This is a genomic window from Pseudomonadota bacterium, from assembly GCA_039196715.1.
Lineage (GTDB): Bacteria > Pseudomonadota > Gammaproteobacteria > CALCKW01 > CALCKW01 > CALCKW01.
This window is the reverse complement of the sequence record JBCCUP010000055.1, coordinates 1-24165: the sequence shown is the minus strand read 5'-3', so window position 1 is coordinate 24165 and position 24165 is coordinate 1. Positions and strand designations below refer to the sequence as shown.

The 24165-nt window shown below is 67.1% G+C and carries 20 protein-coding genes and 1 pseudogene; 12 read left to right on the top strand and 9 right to left on the bottom strand.

All coding sequences use genetic code 11. The annotated features are described in order from the left end of the window. Positions 1-162 precede the first annotated feature (162 nt). The 4 genes from AAGA11_16485 to AAGA11_16470 all read left to right on the top strand — a co-directional run bounded on the left by AAGA11_16485 (position 163) and on the right by AAGA11_16470 (position 5201). Positions 163-1908 carry a hypothetical protein gene (locus AAGA11_16485; GenBank protein MEM9604465.1) on the top strand — a complete coding sequence of 582 codons (1746 nt, stop codon included), beginning with the start codon at positions 163-165 and terminating at the stop codon, positions 1906-1908. After that, positions 1905-2414: an ADP-ribosylation factor-like protein gene (locus tag AAGA11_16480; protein MEM9604464.1), complete on the top strand. Its 510-nt coding sequence runs from the start codon at positions 1905-1907 to the stop codon at positions 2412-2414. Before AAGA11_16485 ends, AAGA11_16480 begins: the two co-directional genes overlap by 4 nt. Further along, complete coding sequence (locus AAGA11_16475) at positions 2411-3901, top strand: HAMP domain-containing sensor histidine kinase (protein MEM9604463.1); 1491 nt, start codon at positions 2411-2413, stop codon at positions 3899-3901. Before AAGA11_16480 ends, AAGA11_16475 begins: the two co-directional genes overlap by 4 nt. An 85-nt stretch (positions 3902-3986) precedes the next feature. Beyond that, a complete protein-coding gene (locus AAGA11_16470; GenBank protein ID MEM9604462.1) occupies positions 3987-5201 on the top strand; it encodes a cytochrome P450 in 1215 nt (404 codons plus the stop codon). 21 nt (positions 5202-5222) lie between these two features. On the opposite strand, the gene AAGA11_16465 is transcribed toward AAGA11_16470, so the two are convergent. Then, positions 5223-6125, bottom strand: coding sequence for a LysR family transcriptional regulator (locus AAGA11_16465; protein MEM9604461.1), 903 nt, complete (start codon positions 6123-6125; stop codon positions 5223-5225). Positions 6126-6486: 361 nt separating this feature from the next. On the opposite strand from AAGA11_16465, the gene AAGA11_16460 reads away from it, so the two are divergent. The 3 genes from AAGA11_16460 (at position 6487) to AAGA11_16450 (ending at position 8524) form a co-directional block, all read left to right on the top strand. Further along, positions 6487-7071 carry a rhomboid family intramembrane serine protease gene (locus AAGA11_16460; protein MEM9604460.1) on the top strand — a complete coding sequence of 195 codons (585 nt, stop codon included), beginning with the start codon at positions 6487-6489 and terminating at the stop codon, positions 7069-7071. Positions 7072-7154: 83 nt separating this feature from the next. Continuing rightward, positions 7155-7814, top strand: a complete 660-nt coding sequence (locus tag AAGA11_16455; GenBank protein MEM9604459.1) for an HAD hydrolase-like protein — start codon at positions 7155-7157, stop codon at positions 7812-7814. Next, a complete protein-coding gene (locus AAGA11_16450; protein ID MEM9604458.1) occupies positions 7811-8524 on the top strand; it encodes an HAD family hydrolase in 714 nt (237 codons plus the stop codon). The genes AAGA11_16455 and AAGA11_16450 overlap by 4 nt, the downstream gene beginning before the upstream one ends. Here the strand turns inward: AAGA11_16450 and AAGA11_16445 are convergent. Together AAGA11_16445 and AAGA11_16440 are read right to left on the bottom strand one after the other, a co-directional pair. Beyond that, a complete protein-coding gene (locus tag AAGA11_16445; protein ID MEM9604457.1) occupies positions 8508-9743 on the bottom strand; it encodes a mandelate racemase/muconate lactonizing enzyme family protein in 1236 nt (411 codons plus the stop codon). The genes AAGA11_16450 and AAGA11_16445 overlap by 17 nt on opposite strands. 100 nt (positions 9744-9843) lie before the next feature. Next, positions 9844-11256 carry an MATE family efflux transporter gene (locus tag AAGA11_16440; protein ID MEM9604456.1) on the bottom strand — a complete coding sequence of 471 codons (1413 nt, stop codon included), beginning with the start codon at positions 11254-11256 and terminating at the stop codon, positions 9844-9846. Positions 11257-11387: 131 nt separating this feature from the next. Here AAGA11_16440 and AAGA11_16435 point away from each other — a divergent pair, with 131 nt between their 5' ends. The 4 genes from AAGA11_16435 (at position 11388) to chrA (ending at position 16157) form a co-directional block, all read left to right on the top strand. Further along, positions 11388-12026 carry a 5'-methylthioadenosine/S-adenosylhomocysteine nucleosidase gene (locus tag AAGA11_16435; GenBank protein MEM9604455.1) on the top strand — a complete coding sequence of 213 codons (639 nt, stop codon included), beginning with the start codon at positions 11388-11390 and terminating at the stop codon, positions 12024-12026. A gap of 243 nt (positions 12027-12269) precedes the next feature. Further along, the gene (locus AAGA11_16430) at positions 12270-13871 is read left to right on the top strand and encodes an ABC transporter substrate-binding protein (protein MEM9604454.1); all 1602 of its coding nucleotides are present in this window, start codon (positions 12270-12272) and stop codon (positions 13869-13871) included. 205 nt (positions 13872-14076) lie between these two features. Continuing rightward, a complete protein-coding gene (locus tag AAGA11_16425; GenBank protein MEM9604453.1) occupies positions 14077-14880 on the top strand; it encodes a sulfurtransferase/chromate resistance protein in 804 nt (267 codons plus the stop codon). Beyond that, the gene (gene chrA, locus AAGA11_16420; GenBank protein MEM9604452.1) at positions 14880-16157 is read left to right on the top strand and encodes a chromate efflux transporter; all 1278 of its coding nucleotides are present in this window, start codon (positions 14880-14882) and stop codon (positions 16155-16157) included. The genes AAGA11_16425 and chrA overlap by 1 nt, the downstream gene beginning before the upstream one ends. A gap of 13 nt (positions 16158-16170) precedes the next feature. Here the strand turns inward: chrA and AAGA11_16415 are convergent, their stop codons facing one another. The 6 genes and pseudogenes from AAGA11_16415 to AAGA11_16390 all read right to left on the bottom strand — a co-directional run bounded on the left by AAGA11_16415 (position 16171) and on the right by AAGA11_16390 (position 23857). Further along, positions 16171-17007 carry an NAD(P)-dependent oxidoreductase gene (locus AAGA11_16415; protein ID MEM9604451.1) on the bottom strand — a complete coding sequence of 279 codons (837 nt, stop codon included), beginning with the start codon at positions 17005-17007 and terminating at the stop codon, positions 16171-16173. Between the two features lie 99 nt (positions 17008-17106). Beyond that, positions 17107-17868, bottom strand: a complete 762-nt coding sequence (locus AAGA11_16410) for an aldolase/citrate lyase family protein (GenBank protein MEM9604450.1) — start codon at positions 17866-17868, stop codon at positions 17107-17109. Continuing rightward, the gene (locus tag AAGA11_16405; protein ID MEM9604449.1) at positions 17865-19079 is read right to left on the bottom strand and encodes an FAD-binding oxidoreductase; all 1215 of its coding nucleotides are present in this window, start codon (positions 19077-19079) and stop codon (positions 17865-17867) included. Before AAGA11_16405 ends, AAGA11_16410 begins: the two co-directional genes overlap by 4 nt. Beyond that, positions 19076-20785 (bottom strand): hydantoinase B/oxoprolinase family protein, encoded by a 1710-nt coding sequence (locus tag AAGA11_16400; GenBank protein MEM9604448.1) that lies wholly within the window; start codon positions 20783-20785, stop codon positions 19076-19078. The genes AAGA11_16405 and AAGA11_16400 overlap by 4 nt, the downstream gene beginning before the upstream one ends. Then, positions 20782-22869: pseudogene (locus AAGA11_16395) on the bottom strand (hydantoinase/oxoprolinase family protein). Before AAGA11_16395 ends, AAGA11_16400 begins: the two are co-directional and overlap by 4 nt. A gap of 91 nt (positions 22870-22960) precedes the next feature. Then, positions 22961-23857, bottom strand: coding sequence for a LysR family transcriptional regulator (locus AAGA11_16390; GenBank protein ID MEM9604447.1), 897 nt, complete (start codon positions 23855-23857; stop codon positions 22961-22963). Positions 23858-23936: 79 nt separating this feature from the next. Between AAGA11_16390 and AAGA11_16385 the strand changes: the two genes are divergently transcribed. After that, a partial coding sequence (locus tag AAGA11_16385) for an amidinotransferase (GenBank protein ID MEM9604446.1) occupies positions 23937-24165 on the top strand: 229 nt, incomplete at its 3' end.

Below are 24165 nucleotides of genomic sequence, written 5' to 3'. Positions count from 1 at the left end.
GATGACGGCCGTGAGGCGGTGCGGCAGGCAGCCCGGCACCCGTCGGCGGCACCGCGGGTGCAGCGCGGCGGTGAGGCGCGTGTGTCCGCCGGCGGTGTCAATGTGCCTGAGCAACCACTGCTTTTCCGCCCTCGAGGCTGTTAACAGGGCATCGAATCAAACATGAAACAGTCAGAGACGCCCAGCAATCCCGAAATGGAGATGCTGCGCAACATCCTGATTGGCGAAGAGCGTCGCGACCTCGACGACCTCCGCCAGCAACTCGATGAGGCGCGCGACAGCGCAGCGCACAACCAGAGCCAGCTGGCCGAGCTCACCCAGATGGCCGAGGCGCTGCAAGCGCGCGCGGACGACCAGGGTGCGTTCCTGAACGCGACAGCCGAGGCCCTGCCCGAGGCGCTGCGGCAGGCCGGTGAAACCGACAGCGCAGCGGTCTCGCGCGCGCTCTCGCCCTTTGTGGTGTCGAGCATCCGCAAAGAGATCGTCAACTCGCGCGACGAGATGGTCGACGCGCTGTACCCGATCACCGGCCGCCTGGTGACCGCGGCGGTTCGCAACGCGATCGCAAAGCTCAGCGAAGACATCAACGAACGGATGAACGCGCTGACGTCCGGTGCGATGTGGCGCGCGCGTGTGCAAGCCTGGCGCACCGGCGAGCCGGTCTCCAAATTCGTCCTTGCCGGCAGCGGCGAGTTTCGCGTCTTGCGTGCCATGTTGCTCGACCGCGGCGCCGGGACGCCACTCAGCGTTGCCGAATCCGACGACGTCCCGGACCGCTCCGACACCAACCTGATCAGCGGGCTGCTTGCTGCGTTGTCCAACCTCGCTCAGGAGGTGTACACCTCGGCCGAGGACGAGCTACGACGGGTTGACCTCAACGGCCGGCAGATCGCGTTTCGGCGGTCCGCGGCCCAGTTGCTCGTGGTCGAGTTCATCGGTCAGTTGCCGGCCGATGCCCAGGCCGAGATCGACCGCCGCTTCGTCGAGATCGTCTCGCGTGAGGAGCACAGCGATCAGGCCGGTCTGGACGCCGCGGTGGCGTCCCTGCTGAGCCTGCGGGTGGCGCGCGAGGCAGGCGCGCCCGATCGCACCGCGAACCCCTACCTCAAGTGGGCGCTGCTCGGCGTGTTGTTCCTGGGCGCTGGCTGGTTGATCGGCGGGGCGTTGGGTCGCTGGCAGCTCGACCGGACCGCGGCGCAGGTGCAGGCGACGGTCGATGCCGACAGCGCACTGCGCGCTTACCCGGTGCGTGTATCGGCCGACCACGACAACAGCGTGTTGGTGGTGCGCGGTCTGGTGCCGCCATCGACCGACGCCGATCGGCTGCGCGCCGACCTGCGTGCGGTGGCGGGGTCGGTTCCGGTCCAGTTGGTGCTGAGCTCGGTTGCGGCCCATGCCGACCTCGAGCGCGCCGAGGCGACGGTGTCGCGCTTGCGCGAACGGAACGCGACGCTGAGCCAGGCAGTGGGCAGCCTGCAAGCCCAGCTCGGGGGCGCCGACCACAGCGGGTTGCCGGCGGATGTGCTCGCCATGCGCGAGCGCCTGAGCCGGATCGACAGCGTTTTTGCCGAGCCTCTGCAAGCCCTTGCCGACGCGGCGCGGGAGACCCGTGTGGTGTTTTCCGAGGGGGTGGACCTCGCCGAACCGGAGCAGGCGCAACGCGACCTCAAGCGTCTGGTGGAGCGGCTGTTGAAAACGCCGGCCTTGCTCTCGATCACACCGATCGCAAGTTCGACGTCAGTCGATGACCAGGCCTGGGCGACGGCGCGGGCACGCTACATCCGCACACAGTTGTTGCGCGATGGGGCCGCGGCAGTGCAGCTCGAGGTCGCTGCGCCGCGGCTCCGATCTGACACGGACGCCGACCTCAGCGTGGTGTTCTCCACCGACTCGGACGCGGCACCGTGAGCGTGAGCCTCCGCCCCAAAAAGATTCTCATGATCGGGGCGCCCGCGGTGGGCAAGACCTCGGTCACGCGCCGGCTCAAATTCGGCACCTTCGATGTGGATTACAAGTCCACGATCGGCGTGCAGCTGCACGAGATTCCGGTTTCCACTTCGCAAGGCGAGCTGGCGATGTTGGTGTGGGATACTGACGGCAACTTCGGAGAACAGGTGTTCGACACGGTGTACGCCAAGGGAGCAACGGGGGCGATCGTGGTCGGCGACGTGTCGCGACCTGACACGGTGGAACACATGGTGCGACTGGCGGACGACTTTGCCGTGCATTTCCCCGCGCGACCCAGCCTGTGCCTGGTCAACAAGACCGACCTGTTCGAACCCTCGGCGCAGAGTCTTGACGACCTGCGCGGCCGCGTGGACATGCTTGCATCGTGCAGCGCGTTGTCCGGTGCGGGTCTGGATGCGGCTTTTACGGCGTTTGCAGAGACAGTGGTGGCGCGGAGCCAGCTGTGATTTCGGTGGTCGAACCGTCCCTGGATGCGATCACCGACGAGTTGGGTGTGGTCGGCGTGGCCTGGGTCAGCCGTGATGGTCGTGTCACGGCGACGCGCGGTGCGCTCGCCCGGTGGTTGACCGTCGGCGATTTGCTCGCCGAGGGCGCAACGGTGCTGAACGGGCTCGACGACGAGTTCGATGCGCTGGCAGACGACCCCGAACGCCGCTTGACGCTGCAGGACATCACCTTCGGCGAGTTCGAGCAACACCGCTTTCACACAATTGTCGTCCGCTGGCACCCGGGCGAGGGCTGTTTTCTGGTCGTGACCACGGCGGTCGAGGCGTCGGAGAGCAGCCTCGCGAGCGTCACGCAACTCAGTCGCGCGCGCCGCTACTACGAAGACGCGCTGCAACGTGAGCGCGAACATTTCCGCAGCATCTACGAACACAGCCCGGTCTTCGCTCTGTCGTGCCGCGAGCGCGGTCAGCTGGTGGCCGCGACCCAGGACATGCGCACCGAGTTTCTGGCCATCGACGACAGCGTTGAAGTGAACCAGGTGTCGGTCGCGGAGAACGCCTTCCTCTCGCAGTTCGCCGCGACGGACATCTGGCGTGAGGTCTGGTCGGGGACGCGGGTCGAACGCCGTCCCTGGCGCGCCAACACCGCCCGCGGCGACGTGCGGGAGGTCGAAGTCTCCGGGCGGGTCACGCGCCACCCCACGCTCGATTGCCTGGAGGGCTATTTCACGCTGTTCGACGTGACCGAGTTGCACGCGGCACAGGATCGGCTGCGCCGGTCGAACAAGCGTTTCGAGAGCACGGCGAAGCAGGTGGCGCACGATCTGCTCTCGCCGCTGCGCCGGATTCACAAGTTGTCCGAACTCGTGGCCAGCGAGTTTTCGGACACCGGCTCCGAGGCCTTGCGCTCGACGCTCGACGAACTGCTGAAATCCGCGCAACAGGGTCGCAACCTTGTCACGGACATCGTGGAAGTTGCGCGCACCACGGCGATGCGTTCCAGCGGCGAGCCGATTCGGCCAGTGGATATCATGCGCAACATCGAGGACGAGTACGCGTTCGACCTCGAGGAGATCGGCGCGCTGGTCAGCTACGAAGGCGATGCGGTGGAAGTGCAGGGTGATGAGACCCTGATGATGCAGATCTACCGCAACTTTCTCTCCAATGCGATCAAGTACCGCCAGGCGGATCGGCCGCTTCGGGTCACGCACCAAGTCCGTGTGGACACTGAGACGGGCTTGCAAATCCGGTTTTGCGACAACGGTCGAGGCTTTGACAGCGCTGCGGCTGCGGACGTGTTCGAGGCCTACGTGCGGTTGGTCGGAAAGGACGATGTGCACGGCACGGGGATTGGCCTCGACATCGTCAAGGAGGCTGTCGACCTGCTGGGCTGGTCGGTCCACGCGGTTGCCGCGCCCGGCGAGGGGGCCTCTTTTGTCCTGAGCCTTGGGCACAGCCACTGGCGCACCGTCGACGCAGCTCAGTGACCACCAACGTGCGGCCAACCGTGTTTTCTTCCGGTCGTGTGGCCAGTAAAGTGGGTCAGCCGACTTCGCGAGAGCGAACCCTGCCATGCCTGCACGCGTCGATTGCGACCCCAGACACCCCGACTTCTACAGGCAGCCCTACGTGCACTACACACGCTGGCATGCGGATCACCCGGTGTTCTTCTGGGAACAGTACGGGATGTGGTGTTTTGCGCGCTTTGCTGACGTCAACGCGTTGCTGCGAGACGCGCGTTTCGGTCGCCAGATCACCCACAAGCTGAGCCGGGAACAGCTCGGTTGGGCACCGCGGCCGCAGCGGCTGTGTGCGTTCGATGCGGTCGAGGCGCACTCGTTGCTGAACCTCGAACCGCCTGCCCATACCGCCATGCGTGCGCTGGTCACCAAGGCCTTTGTTGGCCGGCGGGTGGAACGCATGCGCGATGACATCGTTGCACTGGTGCGCGGTCGCCTGGACGCCATGGCACCTTCTGGGTCGGCGGATCTCATAGCGAGCCTCGCCATGCCGGTCCCGGCCGAGGTCATCGCCGCCATGGTCGGTGTACCCGGCGAACACGTGCCCGATCTGCTGCGTTGGTCGCACGCCATGGTCAAGGTGTACACCTTGCAGCAGTCCGAGGACGATGACCGCGCAGCCAATGCGGCGGCGACTGCGTTCTCGCGTTTCGTTCACGAGCGCATCGCTGCAAAACGCCGGCAGCCGGGCGACGATCTGCTGAGCCATTTGATCGCGGTCCGCACGGACGGTACGGCGCTCAGCGACGCGGAAATCGTGTCCACGGTGGTGTTGTTGCTCAACGCGGGGCACGAAGCCAGTGTGCACCTGACAGGTAACGCCGTGCACACCCTTCTCGGCGAGGGGCACGACACCGCTGTCTTGTTCGCTGACACCGCGCGCACGCGCGCGACCGCGAACGAGGTGATGCGCCACTGCACGCCGCTGCACCTGTTTACACGCTATGCGCTGGAAGACGTGGAACTGGCGTCGGGGGTCAGCGTGCGGCAGGGCGAGGAAATCGGCTTGCTGCTCGGTGCTGCAAACCGGGACCCGGTGCGGTTCGAGCGCCCCGATCGATTCGACCCCGATCGACCGGACGCAGGCCATGTGGCACTTGGCGCTGGCATCCATCACTGCCTCGGGGCGGTGCTTGCAAAAATGGAGCTGGAGATCGTGCTCTCCGAGCTGTTCCGGCGCCTGCCCGGGTTACAACTGGACGGCGTGCCGGTTGTGCGTGACAGCTACCACTTCCACGGACTCGAAGCGCTGCACGTGCAGTGGTAGCGGGCCCGGAGGAGCTGGCCGTCAGGCCGTGGCGTTCGCGTTGTCGCCGGCGCACTGCTTGAAGATGAAGTTGCGAAAGGCGTCGACCTTCGGGGTGCCGAGTCGACCGTCGGTGCGGATGAACCACACCGGCGCCTGCGTCGACGGCAGGCTGTCGCCCAACACGGTGACGAGTCGACCCGATGTCAGGTCGTCACTGATCTGCTCGCGGTAGAGTTGTGCCACACCGAGGTGCTTCAGCGCGGCCGCGTGGGCCGCTTCTGCGGTGTTCAACCAGTGACGGTTGCGCCACTCGATCCGCTGCGTGGGCTGGTCGTCGCCGGTGTCCAGTGCCACGTTCGCGCCAGGGTGCAGCAGCAGCACATGCTGACTCAGATCGTCGACGCGAGTGGGTGTGCCGTGCCGGCTCAGGTAGTCCGGTGAGGCGCACAACACCGTGCTGTCGTTGTACAGACGACGAGCCTTGAGGCTGCTGTCGCCGAGTTCGCCGATCCGAATGCCGATGTCGCGCCCTTCGCCAATGAGGCTGATCGGGTCGTCGGTGGTCAGCACGTCCAGTTGGACGTTCGGGTGCTCTTCGAGAAAGTCGGCCAGGTGGGGTTGCACGAAGCGGTGCAGCACCCAGGACGGCAGCGCGATACGCAGCTTGCCCGACGGTGCTGTGGACTGGCCGATCAGGTTGTTCTCTGCCGCGCGCAACAGCGTGATGGCTTCGGCGACATTCGTGTAGAAATCCTGGCCCTCGGTGGTCACCGAGAAGTTGCGCGTGTTGCGCAGGAACAGCGGTACCCCGAGGTGGTTTTCCAGCTTGGTCAGACGGCGGCTGACCGTGGCGGGGTTGAGCTGCAGGTGGCTGGCGGCGGCGGTCACGCTGCCAGTTTCGATCAACGCCGCAAACGCGTACAGATCATCAACCGAGTACATAGAGGGATCGGGCTTGCCCCTGACCGCTGCAAGTTCAGTTTGCACCGGGCAGTGAAATGAAGCGTGTGAGCCAGCCTTAGCGGACGCAGGAAGTCGCGGGCCCGTGTGTCGCCCCATTCTGAACGGCATGACAGACGCGCGCCGACAGTCTAGCAGTATGCGAACTTGTTCGCGGGGCGCAAAAGACTTTTACCAGTACGGCTATAATGGTCACCGAACGGGGCGTATCCCCGGTCGATGGTTACAAAACACACACAGCGTGGTGCCCGCGTTGGCCGCACGGGTTGCACTTTGATCACCATCCGTGGCCCACTCCGGACGTACACCGCTGCGGTGCAGCGCAGCGCGAAACCCTATTGTCATGCCCGTGGTTCGACAGCGGACGTCATCCGACACTTTGCAGACCGCACTCAAGGGCGTACTCACGTTCGTGGGCGTGATCTGGGCCGTGTTTCTGCTCGATCAGGTGCTGCCGCTGGAGCAGCTTGGCCTCGTGCCACGGCAGGTGCGTGGCGCGGTCGGCATCGTCGCCATGCCGTTCCTGCACGGCAGCCTGCAGCACCTGCTGGCCAACACCACGCCGCTGGCGTTTCTGCTTTTTCTGCTCGTGGGCTCGCAAGCCCGAAGCGTGGAAGTCGTGGCCATGCTGGCGGTCGTCAGCGGTGTGTTGCTCTGGTTGTTTGGCCGCGAGGCCGTGCACATCGGCGCGAGCACGCTGGTGTTCGCGCTCGGCAGTTTTCTGATCGTCACCGGCCTGATCGAACGCCGACTGCTGTCCTTTGCCGTGGCCGTGCTGGTGGTGGCGCTGTACGGCAGCTCCTTCATTGCAGGTGTGGCCCCGTGGCAACACGGGGTGTCCTGGGATGGCCACCTCGCAGGCCTGATCGGCGGCGCCCTGGTGGCGCCGATTGCGTTGCGTCAGGTCGTGGCGGCGCGGCGACGCTGACGCCAGGGCGCGGTCTGCCCGGTGTGGCGGCAGACAAACTGCTACCCTGCGCGGCGACGCCCCCGTCCCCGTTGCGTTTCCCCATGTACAGTCTTGCCCTGTTCGACCTCGATGGCACGCTCAGCGATCCGCTGGAGGGCATCGGCCACTCGATCAACCACGCGCTGCAGGCGCACGGCCATGACGCCTTGCCCTTCGATGTGCTCGCCACCTGCGTCGGACCGCCGCTCGACCAGAGCTTCGCGCGCCTGACCGGTGTGAGCGACCCCGAGGCGCTGATGTCGATGGTGTTGTCCTACCGCGAACGCTTCCTCGACACCGGTTACGCCGAGAACACCCTGTACCCGGGTGTCACCGATGCGCTCGACGCGCTGCAACGCGCCGGCGTGGCCATGGCACTGTGCACGTCCAAGCCCGAGCCCGGTACCCGGATGATCCTCTCGCTGTTCGGCCTCACGGACTACTTCGGGTTCTTGAGCTGCGGCGATGTCGGGGTCGAAAAATGGCAGCAGATCGAGGCGCTGCGGGCGGCGGGTACGGTGGATGGCAAGGCGATCATGATCGGTGACCGGGCGGTGGACATCGAAGCGGGGCGTCGCAACGGCATCGCAACGGGAGGCGTGACCTGGGGGTACGGCACGCGCGAGGAGCTCACGGCAGCTCGGCCCGACCTGTGGTTCGACCAGCCTGCCGATTGGCTGGCAAGCCTGGCCCCCACCCTGACAGACGGGCCCACGACATGACGGCGGCGGTTGACCTGGTGGTGTTCGACAAGGATGGCACGCTGTTCGAGTTCGAGGCCACCTGGGGTGCCTGGGTCGTCGCCGTGGTGCGCGAGCTCGCGATGCCGACGTGTTCGGCAGAGGCCTTGGCGCAGGCGGTCGGCTACGACCTCGCCGCGGGTCAGTTCGACGCCGACGCGCTGGTGATCGCGGGCTCCGGCGAGGAAGTCATCGCGGTCTGGCTGTCGCTGCTCGGCGCCGAACACGAGGCGCACGTGCGGGACGTGTGCCGGCGTCACGAGCAGGCCTTGCCGCTGGTGCCGTGTGCCGACATTGCGTCTGCGCTCGCGCCGCTGCGCGACGCCGGCGCGGTGTTGGCGGTGGCGACCAACGACTACGTCCGCGTCGCCGAGGAGCACCTCGACACGGCGGGCGTGCGGAGCCTCTTTGACCATGTCATGGGGTGCGACAGCGGTTTCGACGCCAAGCCGGCCGCCGGGATGCTGGCGGCCCTCTGCGAGCGGACCGGCGTGCCGCCGCACCGGGCTGCGATGGTCGGCGACAGCACGCGTGATCTACAGGCCGCCCGCAACGCCGGTTACGGCCTGGCGATCGGCGTGTTGACCGGGCCGGCCCGCCGCGACGAACTGACGCCCCTGGCGGACGGCGTGCTTGACAGCGTCGCCGCGCTCGCAGGCTGGTTGCAGGTGCGGACTACTCGATCTCGCTGATCGTGCGCGTGTTGGCCGAGTCCAGCGGCGTCTGGCACATCTCGAGGTGCAGGCGTCCGCCGCTCGTGTAGGGCGCCGCCTCGATGGCGGCTTCGTTCAGCGTGATGCCGAGGCCGGCGGCGGTGGGCGGCAGAAAGTAGCCGTCCTCAAACGGCAGCGGCGCGTCGAGGATCGCGTCGTGAAAATCGGTCTGGATGGTCTCCAGGATCAGAAACGCCGGGCTGCTGAAGCCGACGTGCAACGCGGCCGCGTGGGCCACGGGGCCGCAATAGATGTGCGGCGCCATCTGGGCGTTGTGGAGCTCGCACAGCATGGCGATCTTCTTGGTCTCCCAGACGCCGCCCGAGCGGCCGATGTCCGGCTGGACGACGCGCACGCCCGCCTGCAGTGCCGCGTGAAACTCGGTCTTGGTCGTCAGGCGTTCGCCGGTGGCCACCGGGATCGATGTGGCGCGCACCACCTCGGCGTGCGCAGCCATGTTGTCCGGCGGGCAGGGCTCCTCGAACCAGAGCGGGTCGTGGGGTTCCAGGCGTTTGGCGAGGCGGATTGCGGAGCCGGTTGTCATCTGCCCGTGCGTGCCGACCAGGAGGTCGGCGCGGTCACCGACGGCCTCGCGCAGCCGTTTGATGCTGTACTCGCTGCGCGACAGTTCGTGCAGCGACAGTTCGCGGCCACCCTGAAAACTGTAGGGCCCGGCCGGGTCCTGCTTCAACGCCGTGAACCCGAGTGCGAGGTAGTCCAGTGCCCGTTCCGCGGCGGCGTCACCGTCGTGGTAGACGTCGCCCTGGCCGTCGCCGACCGCCCCGTGCTTGTCGACGCCCCAGGGGTAGAGGTATGTGTAGGCGCGCAGCCGGTCGTGGAAACGCCCGCCGAGCAACTGGTAGACGGGCTGGTCGTGCAGTTTGCCAAGGATGTCCCAGACGGCCATCTCGAGGCCGCTGAACACGCCCATCATGCTGACGTCGGGTCGCTGCGTGAACCCGGCCGAGTACACGCGTCGAAACAGCGTCTCCACGCGGTGGGGGTCGGTGCCGGCGAAGAACCGCTCGAAGGTGTCCTCGACCATGCGACAGGCGATGTCACCTGACACGGGGATGCCGTAGCACTCGCCAATGCCCTCGACGCCGTCGTCGGTCGTGATTTTCAAAAGGACCCAGAAACTGCCGCCGATGCCGCTCGGTGGCACCGTGACCCAGGTCTTGATCGATTGCAGCAACATGGTGGCTCGATGGTGTTGGGCGTGGTTGCAGAAGCTAGCACGCCTGAGGCGGCTTGCAGGGCATTCCGGAGCTCGGTGTTGCCGCGGTGGCGACGCGGGCTCAATGGCCGCGCGTCTGGATCCCGGGCGACACCGGACGGTGGAAGTCGCACGGCGATTTGTGCAGCCAGTCGGACAGGGTCGCGCGGTGGCCGCTCGATTCGATCGCGATCAGCCGGCGTGCGACGGCGAAGCTCAGAAGGCCCGCGAGGGAGGCGGCCGCGGCTTGCCCTGCCATGACGCCCTCGGCGCCCAGTTGGCTGGCGCCGAGCAGCACCAGCGGCAGCGTGAGCAGCAGGTCGCGGCCGACATTGGCCAGCGTCGAGTACCCGGGGTGGTTCAATGCGCTGTAGATCGGGCTGGCAATGAATTGCAAGCCCGAGAACAGGTAGCTGAAGGTGATGGCGATGCAGAAGAAGCGCACGAGATCAGCCGCATCGGCACTGAGGTCGAAGGCTGTGACGATCACGCCGTTGCCGAGCGCGAGCAGCGTGGCGACCGGCAGCACGTAGGTCACGAGGTACCGGGCCGAGGTCACCAGCGTGTCGTTGACACGTGCGAGCCGGTTGGCACCGGCGTTTTGCGAGGCAACCGGTCCCACGGCGGTGGAGAGGCCGAACAGGCCGGCAAAGGCCACCGGGGTGATGCGCCCGGTGACGCTCGCTGCGGCCACGGCGGCGTCGCCGAATTGCGCCATCTGGCTGGTCACGAAGGCGGCGCCGAGTGGCGTGGAGAGGTTGGTCAGCAGCGCCGGGCCGGCTTGCGACGCGAGTGGGCCGAGGTCGTGTCGTATGCGGGCGACGCTCGGTCGCGTGATGAGCTCGTGGTCGCGCAGCAGGGCGTGCAGGGCGAGCCCGGCGACCGTCATCCGCGAGGCAACTGACGCGAGTGCCGCGCCGTCGAGGCCCCAGTCGAACACGAAGATGAAGATCGGGTCGAGCACGGCGTTGACCCCGCCGCCGATCAGTGTGATGGTCATGGAGCGCTTGGCGGCGCCGACGACGCGCAACAGGCCGCTGCCGACGATGCTGAACACCAAAACCGGCAAACTCGCGTTCAGGATGCTGAAATAGCGGGCTGCGAGTGTCAGGGTGGTGTCGGTGGCGCCGAGCAGGGCCATCAGCGGCGTGGCGTACGCCAGCGACGCGAGGGTTGCCGGCACGGTCAGGCACAGCCCGAGCAGGATGCCGTTGGTGGCGAGATGCCGTGCACCCGCCTCGTCGTCGGCGCCGAGGGCGCGACCGACCAGCGTGCTCACCGCGATCGACAGCGCGATGCAGATCGACGCCATGAAGAACAGCCCGGCGCCGGCGTAGCCGACCGCCGCGGCCAGCGCGGGTTGGCCGAGCAGGGCGATGAAGAACATGTCGACCAGATCGACGAGGAAGAGCGAGCCGATGCCGACCGCCGAGGTGGTCGACAGCGTCAGCAGGTGCGGGCCGACAGGGCCTTTGGTGTACGGCGCGTCCGACATGGTGTGCGGTCTGTGATAAGCCAAGGGTGTGCACTGGGTGAGCGCAACGGCGCGGTGCACGTGAACAGAGTGTGGGTCTAACTGGGTATCGTCAAGGCCTGCAGACCACAGGGGAACCGGGAGCGAGCGACATGCCGTACGCGTTGAAAACCGTTGGTGCGAAAACGCTGTTGTACGTGATGGCGGCCGAGCCCGAGTACGGGCCGGCGTTGCGCGCGCGCTTCTCGCCGTTGTTCACCGGCATCGGACCGGTGGAGGCCGCGCTCGCATTGGGGGCCGCCCTCGCCAGGCTCGATGCGGCGGGGCGCACGCCCGATCTGGTCGTGAGCCTCGGGTCGGCCGGCTCGCGCAGCTTGCCGATGGCCAGCGTGCACCAGGCGCGTGCCGTGTCCTACCGCGACATGGACGCCTCGGCGCTCGGTTTTCCGGTTGGCTGCACACCCTTGCTCGACGAGCCCGCAGTGGCGACGCTGCACACGTGGGTCCCCGGGTTGTCGGCGGTGCACCTCGGCACCGGTGCGAGTGTGGTCTCCGGCGACGGCTACGACCGGGTCGAGGCGGACATGGTCGACATGGAGACTTACGCGATCTACCGCGCGTGCCGCGTATTCGGGTGCGAGCTGGCTGCGTTGCGCGGGGTGTCCGACGGCGCCGAACCGCTCGCCGAGCTGGCCGACTGGACCCGCTACCTCGCGGTCATCGACGCCCGCCTGGCCGAGGTGGTGGATCGGCTTGAAGCCGCCCTCGCAGGCCCGGGATCGGCGGCCTGACCGCCGGGCCGAATTGGGACGGCCGACGTCGAAATATTGTGCTGGTTGCGCTATGGTGAGGCATCTGTGCGTGTGACGATCGTGCGATCGTCGCCACAGTGTCACATTTCCGTGACAGGCTAGCTGGCCACCGCATTCACCCGGGGGTCGCCCGTCGCGGGAGCGGACAACGCGCGGGCGCACCGCCTGCGGCACTTGCGCACGCCACGCGGCGCAACACCACCAACTGGAGAGCCTTTTTCGATGCGAGACAAGTATCTAGAAGACCAAAAGCACGGCCTGTTGAGCGGTCGGCTGAACCGTCGTCAGTTCATCACCTCAATGGTCGCAGCCGGTGTCGCGTTGCCGACGGCGATGTCGCTGTCCGATTCCGTCATGGCCATGACGCCGAAGTCCGGCGGTCACTTCCGGGTGGGCTTCGGGCACGGTTCCACCACCGACTCGCTCGACCCGGGCACCACTGAAAACAGCAAGATGACCGGCGTCAACTTCGCCTACGGTCAGTGCCTCACCGAAGTTGACAGCGACGGCAACCTGATCCCGGAGCTGGCCGAGAGCTACGAGTCCGCTGACGGCAAGACCTGGGTGTTCAAGCTGCGCCAGGGCGTTGAGTTCCACAACGGCAAGACGCTTGCCCCCGAGGACGTGATCGCGTCCTTGCAGTACCACATGGGCGAAGACTCCAAGTCGGCGGCCAAAGGCCTGCTGACTTCGGTCAAGGGCATTAAGGCGGACGGCAACAACGTCATCGTCGAGCTCGACTCGCCGGACGCCGGCTTCCCGTTCATCGTCAGCGACTACCACCTGCTGATCCTGCCTTCGAAAGACGGCATGGTCGACGTGCAGGCGGGCATCGGCACCGGCCCTTACGTGCTCGAGAATTTCGAAGCCGGTGTGCGTGCCGAGTTCACCCGTGCGGCCAACTACTGGAAAGCCGGTCGTCAGCACTTCGACTCGCTCGAGTACCTCGCGCTGGTCGACACCACTGCGCGCCAGAACGCGGTCATGAACGGCGACGTGGACGTCGCCACCCGCATCGACCCGAAGACCGTCGCGCTGATGAAGCGTGTGCCGACGCTCAACATCCTCGAGCAGGCCGGCACGCTGCACTACACCTTCCCGATGCGCCTCGATGTCGCGCCGTTCGACAACTACGATCTGCGCATGGCGTGCAAGTACGCGATCAACCGCCAGGAACTGGTCGACAAGATCCTGCTCGGCCACGGTGTCGTCGGCAACGACCACCCGATCTCCACGGCAAACCAGTACCACGCCGGCGACCTGCCGCAGCGTGAGTTCGATCCGGACAAGGTGCGTCACCACCTGAAGAAGGCGGGCATGGAAGGTGCGACCATCCAGCTCTCCGCGTCAGATGCGGCCTTCGCCGGTGCGGTCGACGCAGCGCAGCTGATCAAGGCCTCTGCGGCGCAGGGCGGGCTGAACATCGAAGTGGTGCGCGAGCCGAGCGACGGCTACTGGTCGAACGTCTGGAACAAGAAGGGCTGGTGTGCGTGCTACTGGGGTGGCCGTCCGACCGAAGACTGGATGTTCAAGTCAGCCTACGTCGCAGACACCGAGTGGAACGACACGGCCTGGCGCACCACCGACGGCGCTAAGAAGTTCAACGAGCTGGTTCTGTCTGGCCGCTCGGAACTCGACGACGCCAAGCGTCGCGCCATCTACGCCGAGTGCCAGCAGCTCATCAGCGACGATGGCGGCGCGATCGTGCCGATGTTTGCCAACCACATCCACGCGGTGTCCAAGAAAGTCGCGACGCCGGAGCAGGTGGCGGGCAACTGGGAAGCGGATGGCCACAAAGCGTGTGAGCGCTGGTGGTTCGCCTGATCCGCTGACCGCCACGCACACGGCGTGGCAGTGACGGAAACACCCCGGCCTCGCCGGGGTGTTTTTTTTTGCGCCTCGGATGTCCCTCGGGCCGCTTGACGGCGGTGACGGTGAACAGCAGACTGCGTCGCACGGGGCCGCGATCGCCTCGAGAGGCGTCAGCTCAGCATCGCATCCTGCTCACCACACGATTGGAGGATGCGCCGTGGCGTCACCGACTGAAATTGCCCCGAAACAACTGGCCCGCCTGATTGGCACACCCGCTGTGCCAGCCCTGCTCGACGTGCGTCTCGACGACGACGTCGCCCTCGACCCCGTCCTGATCCCGACCGCGCGTCGGATCGCCCACACCGATCTGGACACCCTCGAGCTCGACCGCTCCCGACGTGTGGTGGTCGTCTGCCACGGCGGGCTCAAGCTCAGTCACGGCGTCGCCGCGCGTTTGCGTGCGCGGGGCCTCGCTGCCGAGGTGCTCGAAGGCGGACACCTCGCGTGGCGACGCGAAGGGCACCTGGCCGTGCCGATCGCCGCGTTGCCAGGGGTAAAAAGCGGTACGGCGTCTCGCTGGGTCACACGGCAACGGCCCAAGATCGACCGCCTGGCCTGCCCGTGGCTGATCCGGCGCTTTGTCGACCCCGGCGCCGAAATCCTTTTCGTGCCGTCTCGCGAGGTGCTGGCGGTGGCCGAACGCTTCGACGCCGAGCCCTTCGACGTGAGTGGCGCGCCGCTCTCGCACCGCGGGGATCGCTGTACCTTCGACGCGGTGTGCGAGCGCTTTGGCCTGGACACGCCAGCGCTGCAGACGGTGGCTGACACCGTGCGCGCAGCCGACTTCGGTCGGCCGGAAGTCGTGCCGGAGGCGGCGGGCTTGCTGGCGATCTCACTGGGCCTGTCGCGTCTGCACCGCGACGACCTCGCGCAGCTTGACGCCGGCATGGTGGTCTACGATGCGCTCTTTCGCTGGGCGCGCGACGCGCGCGGCGAGCACCACGACGACAGCGACACCTGATGTGCAGCCAACACGACCCGCGCCCGTCCGTCGGTGAATTTGTCCGTGCCTTCGGCAAGATCGGGCTGTTGTCCTTTGGTGGGCCCGCTGCGCAGATTGCGGTGATGCAACGCGTGGTCATCGACGAACGCCGCTGGATCGGCGAGCGGGACTTTGCCGCCGCCTTGAGCTTCTGCATGTTGCTGCCTGGCCCGGAAGCGATGCAGTTGGCCACCTGGCTCGGGTGGCGGATGCGCGGCACGTTCGGGGGTGTGGTAGCAGGCTTGCTGTTTGTCCTGCCGGGCGCGGCCGTGGTGCTCGGTCTGTCGCTGGCGTACGTGCAGGTTGGGTCGGTGCCCGAGGTCGCCAGCGTGTTTCTCGGGGTCAAAGCCGCGGTCATTGCGGTCGTGTTGTCGGCGCTGATCGCGTTGTCCCGGCGCACCCTGTCCACGACGGGTTTGCGGTGGGTCGCGGCGGCGACCTTCGTCGGCATGTTCGCCTTTGCCCTGCCGTTTCCCCTGATCGTGGTGCTGGCGGCGATGGCGGGTTACCTCCGACCGGTGGCGCGCGAAGCGGTCGCCGAGCCGCCGCACCGCAAGGCCTCACTCCGAGACACGGTGTCGACGGCGGTGCTCTGGTTGGGCGTGTGGTGGGTGCCGTTGCTGGCGGTGTACGCCTGGCACCCGTCGGGCGTGCTGTGGGACGTCGGACGCTTCTTTTCGCAGCTCGCCGTGTTGAGCTTCGGTGGCGCCTACGCGGTGCTGTCGTGGCTCGCCCAGGATGCGGTGTTGCACCACGGGTGGTTGACGACGGCGCAGATGATGGACGGGCTCGGTCTCGCCGAAACCACACCCGGACCGCTGATCCTGGTCACCGAATTTGTCGGCTTCCTGGCCGGCGCGCAGCAGGGCGGGGTGGCGTTGGGCGGTTTGGCGGCGGCCGTGACGCTCTGGGCGACCTTTGCGCCGTGCTTTCTCTGGATCTTCGTCGGCGCCCCCTGGCTCGGCTGGCTTTGCGCGCAACCGCGTCTCGCCGGCATGCTGCGCACGATCACCGCAGCGGTGGTGGGTGTGATGGCGAGTCTCGCCCTGTGGTTTGCCCTGCACACGGTGTTCGATACGGTCGAGCTTGTCGAACGCGGGTGGTTGGCGTTGTTGGTGCCGTCTGCCGCGTCGCTGAACCCCAGTGCGGTGGCGCTCACGGCAGTGGCTCTCGTGTTGGTCTTCCGCGCCGGTTGGGGCACCGTGCGCGTGTTGTGCGCCTGTTGCGTGATCGCCTGGCTTGGCACGCTGATCTGACGGTGCGCGCGCTTCAGGTCCGTTTGCTGTCGTCGACGATGTCCATCTGCGCGAGGCCGCTGTTGCCGAGCTCGACCGCCGCGAACGGCCCACCGTGACAGCGCACCGCGAGGTCGTCGGGCGCGGCCGGCGGCTCGGCGCGCAGGATGGCGTCCGCAAACTGCTCGGCGTTGTCCGTCGGCCGGTAGCCGAGGTGGCGTGCCCCGCCGTTGTCGACTGGCGCGCGGTCGTTGTCGGACACGCCGTAGACCACGGTGAACTCGGTTACGGGCGTTTCGATGGCCCGGGTCACGAGTTGGATCAGGTCCGGGTAGCTGAGCCAGGTGCCGAGCGCACGGGCACTCGTGACCTGCGCACACGAGCAGATGCGCAGGCACACGGCCTCGATGCCGCGCTTGTCCCAGTAGAGCCGCGCCAGGTCTTCGGCGAAACACTTCGCCAGGCCGTAGAAGGTGTCTGGGCGGTGCGGGGCATCGACGCCGATGGCCTCGGTCTTGGGGTGCATGCCAACCGCGTGGATGGAGCTGGCGTACACCACACGCGGGACTCGGTTGCGGTGTGCTGCCTCCCAGACGTTGTAGGCGCCGACCATGTTCGGCCCGAGCAGCGACTCGAACGGGGCTTCGTCGCCAATGGCGCCGAAGTGCACCACGCACGCGGCGCCGTCGAGCAGCGTCGCCATGGCGTCGAGGTCGCAGAGGTCGGCTTTCGCGTAGCGCTCGCCCGGGTAGCAGGTGCCGATGTCGTCGACGATGTCTGACGACACCAGCTCATCGCAGAGCGCCGTCAGCGGTTCGCGCAACCAGGAACCGAGTCGGCCGGCTGCGCCAGTGAGAACAATGCGTGTCATGGACAGGGTCTCCAGGACGGTCGATCAGATGCGGTTTCGCGGGCGCGGTTGCGCGGCGCCCGGCGGTGAATTGGGGTGGCGGTCGGTGCGGTAGACCGCTCAGCGCATCGCGGCGTGCAGCGCGTCCGCGCCGCGGGCGAGCAGTGCGAGGTCGGAGCCGCAGGCGACAAAGCTGAAGCCTTCGTCGATCAGTTGGCGAGCGAGCGCGGGGTCGAACACCAGGGTCCCGACCGGCACGCCCCGGTCCATGAGCGGTTTGGCCGTGGCGCGGATCAGGTCCCAGGTCTCAGGGTGCATCGGCTGGCCGAGATGCCCAAGGCTCGCCGAGATGTCCGCTGGGCCAAAGAACACACCGTCGACGCCGTCACGCTCGCCGATCTCGCTCGCGGTGGCCAGCGCCTCGCGCGTTTCCACCTGCAGCAGCACTGCGGTCTCGTCTTCGACACGGCTGAAATAATCCCCAATCCGACCGAAGCGGTTGGCGCGGGTGGTGCCCGAGACCCCGCGGATCCCGCGCGGCGGATAGCGCGTGGCCGCAACGGCGGCGTCGGCTTCAGTGGCGTTCTGCACCATCGGAAACAGCAGCCCCTCGGCGCCGACATCGAGCAGGCGCTTGACCAGGACCGGATCGTTCCACTGCGGACGCACGATTGCGGTGGTGTCACGGCTGGCAAACACCTGCAGCTGCGAGAGCACAACCGGCAGCTCGTTGGGTGAGTGCTCCATGTCGAGCAGCACCCAGTCAAAGCCCGCGTCGGCGACCACCTCAGCGGCGACATTGCTCGCCAGACTGATCCAGAGTCCGATCTGCGGCGTGCCGCTGCGCAGTGCGCTGAGGAAGGCGTTGGTCGGGAGCTTCATATCACGGCCTTCTCGACGAACGGGGCGTTGGCTGGAATCCGCTCGAAGTTGAACGGGCTGAGGTCGAGGCTGCGGTATTCGCCGTAGGTCAGGTACTCGGCGGTGCCCCGGCCCATGGCGGGAGACTGTTGCAAGCCGTGGCCGCTGAAGCCATTGAGGAAGATGAAGTTCTCCACCTCGGTGTGCGGCCCCATGATCGCGTTGTGGTCGAAGACGTTGTACGCGTAGTGGCCCGCCCATTCCCGGATGACCTTGATGGCCTCGAACTGCGGTACACGTGTCGCCAACACTGGCCAGATGTGGTCCTGCCACAAGCTCTGGTCCATCTCGAAATCGTCAAAGGCAACCGCCGGGTCGACGTCGCTGTGGCCGCCCGCCATGTAGGACGACGTACCGTCCTGGCGAAAATGCACCCCCGAGGGGTCGATGGTGAGCGGCAGGTCACGGTCGAGCGGTTGCTCGGCGGTGAACACCCAGGTGTACCGCTTGCGCGGTTCGACCGGCACGCGAATGCCCGCCATCTGTGCGGTGCGGTCCGCGCGGGGCCCCGAGGCGTTGACCACCTGGCCGCAGGACACGGTGTCGCCGGAGGCGAGGGTGACCGACTCGACGCGGGTGCCGCTCGAATTCAGGCCCATGCCGACGACTTCGTTGGCAACGTATTCGACACCGCGTTCGCGCGCCTGCCGGCGCCACCAATCAAAGACGGTGATGCCCTCCCAATAGCCCTCGTCCACGGTGTTGATGCTGCCGAGTACGATGTCGTCGACGTTGTAGAACGGGTAGTGCTGCCGGATTTCGGCCGGCGTCATCAATTGCGTGCCTGCGCCGGCGGCGTGCTGCACCACGGCGCTCTCACGCAGAACGTTGGCGAACGCGTCGTTGTCGGCGAGGTACAGGTAGCCAAAGTTGTGAATTGACAGCTCCGGCACACGGCTGTCACCGCCCATGTACTGCCGGATGTTCTTGACGAAATCGGCTGCAAACTGGGAGATCCGGACGTTGAGCTCGCTCGAGAACTGCTGTCGCATGCACGAGTTGGTGTGGGAGGTCGAGCAGAATGCGTAGCTCGGGTCGCGTTCGACCACCAACACCGAGCCGTTGAAGTCCGGGTTGTCGCTGAGAAACCAGGCGGTCGACGAGCCCATCATGGCGCCGCCGACGATCACCACGTCGTAGTGTGTTCGGCTCGGTTGTGTCGTCTGTGTCATGCCGGCAGTTCCCCCCGGGCAGCGTGTCGCAGCACCTGGTCGATGTCGTCGTCGCTGAGTCCGTAGGTCTCGCGCGCGGTGGTGCGCGAGATGTAGCCGAGCGACACGTCCCGCGCGACGTCGGCGGCGCTGCGGGCCCGCGGGTCACCGTACCCCGCACCGCCCGGAAAGGCCATGCGCACGTGGCGGCCGTGCGGGACGAACTGCTTGCCCTTGCCGCGCATCGCCGTGCCGTCGTCCTGCGCGATCACCGTCGGTGCGCCGTTGTGGCCGCCGCGCCGACCGCGTGCGGGGTGGTCGATGCGATCGAACATGGCCTGGATGTGAAACTCGTGCCCCGGTCGGACGCCGACGTCCATGAACTGGCCGAGCCCACCGCGGTGTTGGCCAGCGCCCCCGCTGTCCTCGCGCAGCTCCTTGCGCCAGATAATGACAGGCCCAACCTGTTCCGTGGCCTCCACCGGCATGGTCATCACACCGGACGGAAACGCGGTGGCGTTCATGCCGTCGAGCGTCGGGCGCGCACCTGACCCACCCGAGTTGAACGTCAGCACCTCGGCGCGCGTCGCGTCGGCGGGCGCGGTGTCGTCGGTGCGGGGCTGCACCGAGACCTGAAAGTTGCACAGGCAGCCCGCGCCTTCGGCTGGTACCGTCGCCGGCAGCAGCGTGTCCAAGGCGTCGTACACGGTGTCCGGGACCATGTGGCCGATCACGTGCCGCAGTGCGACCGGTGCCGGGTGTGGCGCGTTGACGATGCTGTTTTCCGGCGCGGAGATCTCGAAGGGTGCGAGTGAGGCGGCGTTGTTGGGAATGTCCGGTGCGATGGCACACTTGAGCGCGTAGCAGGCGTAGGCTTGGGTGTAGACCAGCGGCACGTTGATGCCTTTCTTGTCGAGCCCGGAGCTCCCAGCAAAATCGCAGACGACGCGGTCGGTCTCGATCGTGACCGCGACTTTCAGGGTGATCGGGTCGCTGTAGCCGTCGAGGTCCATGCGACCTTCGGCGCTGCCGTGCTCGAGCGCGTTGATGCGCTCCAACGTGGCCCGGCGCGAGTTCTCCAGGATGAAATCAGACACGCCGTCGAGTGTCTCCAGGTCGAACTCGCCCATCATGTCCGCAAGGCGCCGTTGGCCAATTTCGTTGCACGTCGCCAGCGCGTACATGTCGCCGACCAGTTGATCGGGCTCCCGCACATTGCCACGGACAATGCGGATCAGCGTCTGGTCGACCTCGCCGCGCTCGATGAACTTCATGATCGGAAGGTACAGGCCCTCCTCGTAGACCGAGTTGGCGTCCGCGCCGAAGCCGCGCCCGCCGATGTCGACGATGTGCGCGGTGCAGGCAAAAAAGCCGACGTGCCGTCCCGCGTGAAACGCCGGGCTGACCACGGTGATGTCGTGCAGATGGCCGGTGCCTTCCCAGGGGTCGTTGGTGATGTAGACGTCGCCTTCGTAGATGTTGTCTGGCCCGATGCGGCGGATGAAGTGCGCCACCGCGGCGGCCATGGCATTGACATGACCCGGCGTACCGGTCACGGCCTGCGCAAGCATGTCCCCGGACGTGTTGTAGACACCGGCAGACAGGTCGCCGGCCTCGCGCACCGACGTTGAGAAGGCGGTGCGCACCAGCGCCTGGGCCTGCTCCTCGACAACCGAGATCAGGCGGTTCCACATCACCTGGTAGGCCACGCTTGAGGGGGTTGTCATGCGGGTTGCTCCTTCGTGTGGACGTCAATGCAGCCGTCGGACAGTGTCCTGGCCCGTCGGCTGGTCGGCACCACCACGGTGGTCTCGTCTTCGGTGATCAGGGCCGGCCCCGGCAGCACGGCACCAATCGGCAGCGCCGCACGGCTGCACACGCTCGCCTCGGTCAGGCTGCCGAGCGCCGGGTCGAACAGCGCACGGTGCACGAGCGCTTCCGGCGGCGGTCGACTTTCGACCGGGCCGACCGGTTCGGGGTCGGCTGCGGGGGTGGTCGCGTTAACCGACCAGACCGCAATCTCGACCGGCAGGCGTTCGACGGTGCGACCGAAGAGTTTGCGGTACGCGCGTTCAAAGGCGGCGAGGTAGTCGGCGCCGGTGGGTGACGCAACCTGGTCGGCGTCCAGCACCACGGGAATCTCCCAGCCCTGGCCACTGTAGCGCATGAAGGCCTTGTGCTCGCAGTGGATCGGCGCGGTGGCGTCACAGCGCCGCACGAAGGCGGTGGCTTCCTCACGCATCTCGGCAAACAGTGCGGTCACGGTGCCCGCATCGAAGGCGTCCAGGCGCATGAACACGCTGCGGTTGGCCTCGAAGCTGAACGGGGCTTGCAAAAAGCCGATGGCGGAGCCGACACCGGCGCCGGGTGGCACCAGGCAGCGGGCGATCCCGAGCTTCTCGCACAGGCGAGCCGCGTGCAGCGGGGCTGCCCCGCCGAAGGCGATCATCGTGTACTCGCTGAGGTCTTCGCCGTTCTCGACGGCGTGCACGCGGGCCGCGTTGGCCATGTTTTCGTCGACCACTTCGGCCAGGCCGAACGCTGCGGTCTGCGCGTCCATCTCGAGCGCCCCGCCAATCGTGCTCGACAGGGCCGCGTTCGCGCGCTCGGGGTGCAGCGTGATCGACCCGCCGGCGAAGTGCCCGGGATCGAGTTTGCCGAGCACAAGGTCGGCGTCGGTGACCGCCGGGCGCTCTCCGCCGCGCCCGTAGCACGCCGGGCCGGGTTCCGAGCCTGCGCTTTCGGGGCCCACGCGGATTTGCCGCAGGGCGTCAACGCTCGCGAGCGAGCCCCCGCCGGCACCGATCTCCACCATGCCGATCACGGGGATCGAGATGGGCATGCCGGAGCCCTACTTGAAGCGGTAGCTGCGGGCCACTTCAAACACACGCGCGGTTTTTGGCGTGCACTGTTTGATCAGGCAGATCTTCGCGGTGGTGCCGCCCATGTCGAACGAGAGCACCTTGTCGAGGCCGTGTTGGGCGGCGATCGTCGCGGCAAACACCGCGCCGCCGGCCGGGCCTGATTCGACCAGACGGACCGGGAACTCGGACGCCGCCTCGAGCGAGATGATGCCGCCGCCGGAGTGCATCAAAAAGATCGGGGCGGTGCACCCGGCGTCGCCGAGGCGGTCGGCGAGCCGCGCGAGGTAGCTCTTCATCAGGGGTTTGATGTACGCGTTGGCGCACACGGTGTTGAACCGCTCGTACTCGCGCATCTGCGGTGACACCTCCGAGGAGATCGACACCATCACGTCCGGCAACCGCTCGGCGAGCATGTCGCGCACGCGGCGCTCGTGCTCGGGGTTGACGTAGCTGTGCAGAAACCCGATGGCGACGGACGCGTAACCGGCGTCGCGGAGCTGGTCGGCGAGTGCCGAGACTGCCTCGTCGGGCAGTGGCCTCAGCACCTCTCCGCGGGCGTCGACACGTTCGGGCAGGGTGTAGCGCCGGTTGCGCGCGATCAGCGGCTCGGGCAACCGGAGGTTGAGGTCGTACTGCTCGAAGCGGCTCTCTGTGCGCATCTCGATGGTGTCGCGAAACCCGTCGGTGGTGATGAAGGCGGTCTTCGCGCCGCGCCGCTCGATCAGCGCGTTGGTGGCGAGTGTGGTGCCGTGAATCACCTGCACGATGGCGTCGGGGCCGACACCGGCGTTTGCGCAGACGCGCTGCATGCCCTCGATGATGGCGTCTTCCGGTGCAGCGTAGGTGGTGAGCACCTTGGTCGAGAACCGGCCAGCGGGGCCTTCGAGGACCACGTCGGTGAAGGTGCCGCCGATGTCGGCGCCGAGGCGGTAGCGGGCGTTGGCCATGACAGCGTCCGTCGGGGAAAGGTGTGACCCTAGCAAAGAGACGACATCAAAAAAAATTGTTTAATTCGATGGCGGAGATAAAAAAACTTGATTACTTCGCGGTGTGCTGGCGTGCGATCCGCGCCGCGAGGTCGGCGGCAACCGAGACGTAGCCTGGGCTGGATACCCGGTCGAAGCGGGCCACGAAGGCCAGGGCGTCGGGGGTCCAGCGGCACTGCAGTGGCACGATCGAGCCATCAGCGATCGGGGCTCGGACCATGGGCTCCGGCAGGCAGGCGATGCCGTGGCCGTTCAGCACCAGCGCGATGCAGACCGACAGGTTCGACGACGGCACGATGCGGGCTCGGGTGCCGGGCCGCGCGGCAAAGTACTCACTGATCTGCTGGTGCGGTCTGGACCCGCGGGTGTGCGTGAGGATCGGGTGTTGGCGCAACTCGGTGTGGTCCAGCGTGCCGCTGCCGGAGACCTGTCCCGGTGGCGCGACCCAGAGCATCTCGCACCTGTCCAACGGCAGTTCGGCGCTGAAGCGCTCGCGGAACGGGCCGTTCTGCAAGGTCAGATCCAGCTCGCGTCGAACTAGCGCGTCTGTCAGCTCCACCGACAGACCGACGGTGAGTTCGACCAACACGTTTGGCAAGTCGGCGCGCAAGGCGTCGAGCAGGTCGCCGAGCCAGGTGGCTGCGATCACTTCGGTCACGCCGATTCGCAGCGAGCCCGCGTGCAGTTGGGGCCGCGCCGCGGTGTCGATCAGGGCGTCGCGCGCGGCTAGCACCTCGCGTGCGCGGGCCAAGGTGCGCTCGCCAAGCGCCGTCAGGCGCGCCGTACCGCTGTCCCGGACCAGCACGCTGCCGCCGAGCGCGTCCTCGAGCGCGGCGATGCGGGACGACACATTGGGTTGCGTGGTGCTCAGCCGCTCGGCGGCGCGGCCGAAGCCGCCCAGATCGGCCACGGCAACGAAGGTCTCCAGTTGCTTCAGGGTGATCGACATGGTGTACCGTGTGGCGGCAAGAGGCGGGGCCGAGCGCGCAGTGTGCCATCCTGCCCAGTATGACAACAGGACACCCGACATGGCCCACGGTCCCGAAGCAGATGCCTTTTCACTCCAGCGTCGCGTGGCGGGCGGTGGCACGGCCCCCTTGTCGTACTGGACCGTCCCCAACGAGACCGCCGAACTGACCGACGTGCTGTTGGGGTCGCCCGACTACCTGTTTCACCGCGCCACCTCCAGCCTGTCCCGCAAGTTCCTGCGCGACGCGCCCTGTGACATCCCGTTGGCACAGCGCCAGCACGCCGAGT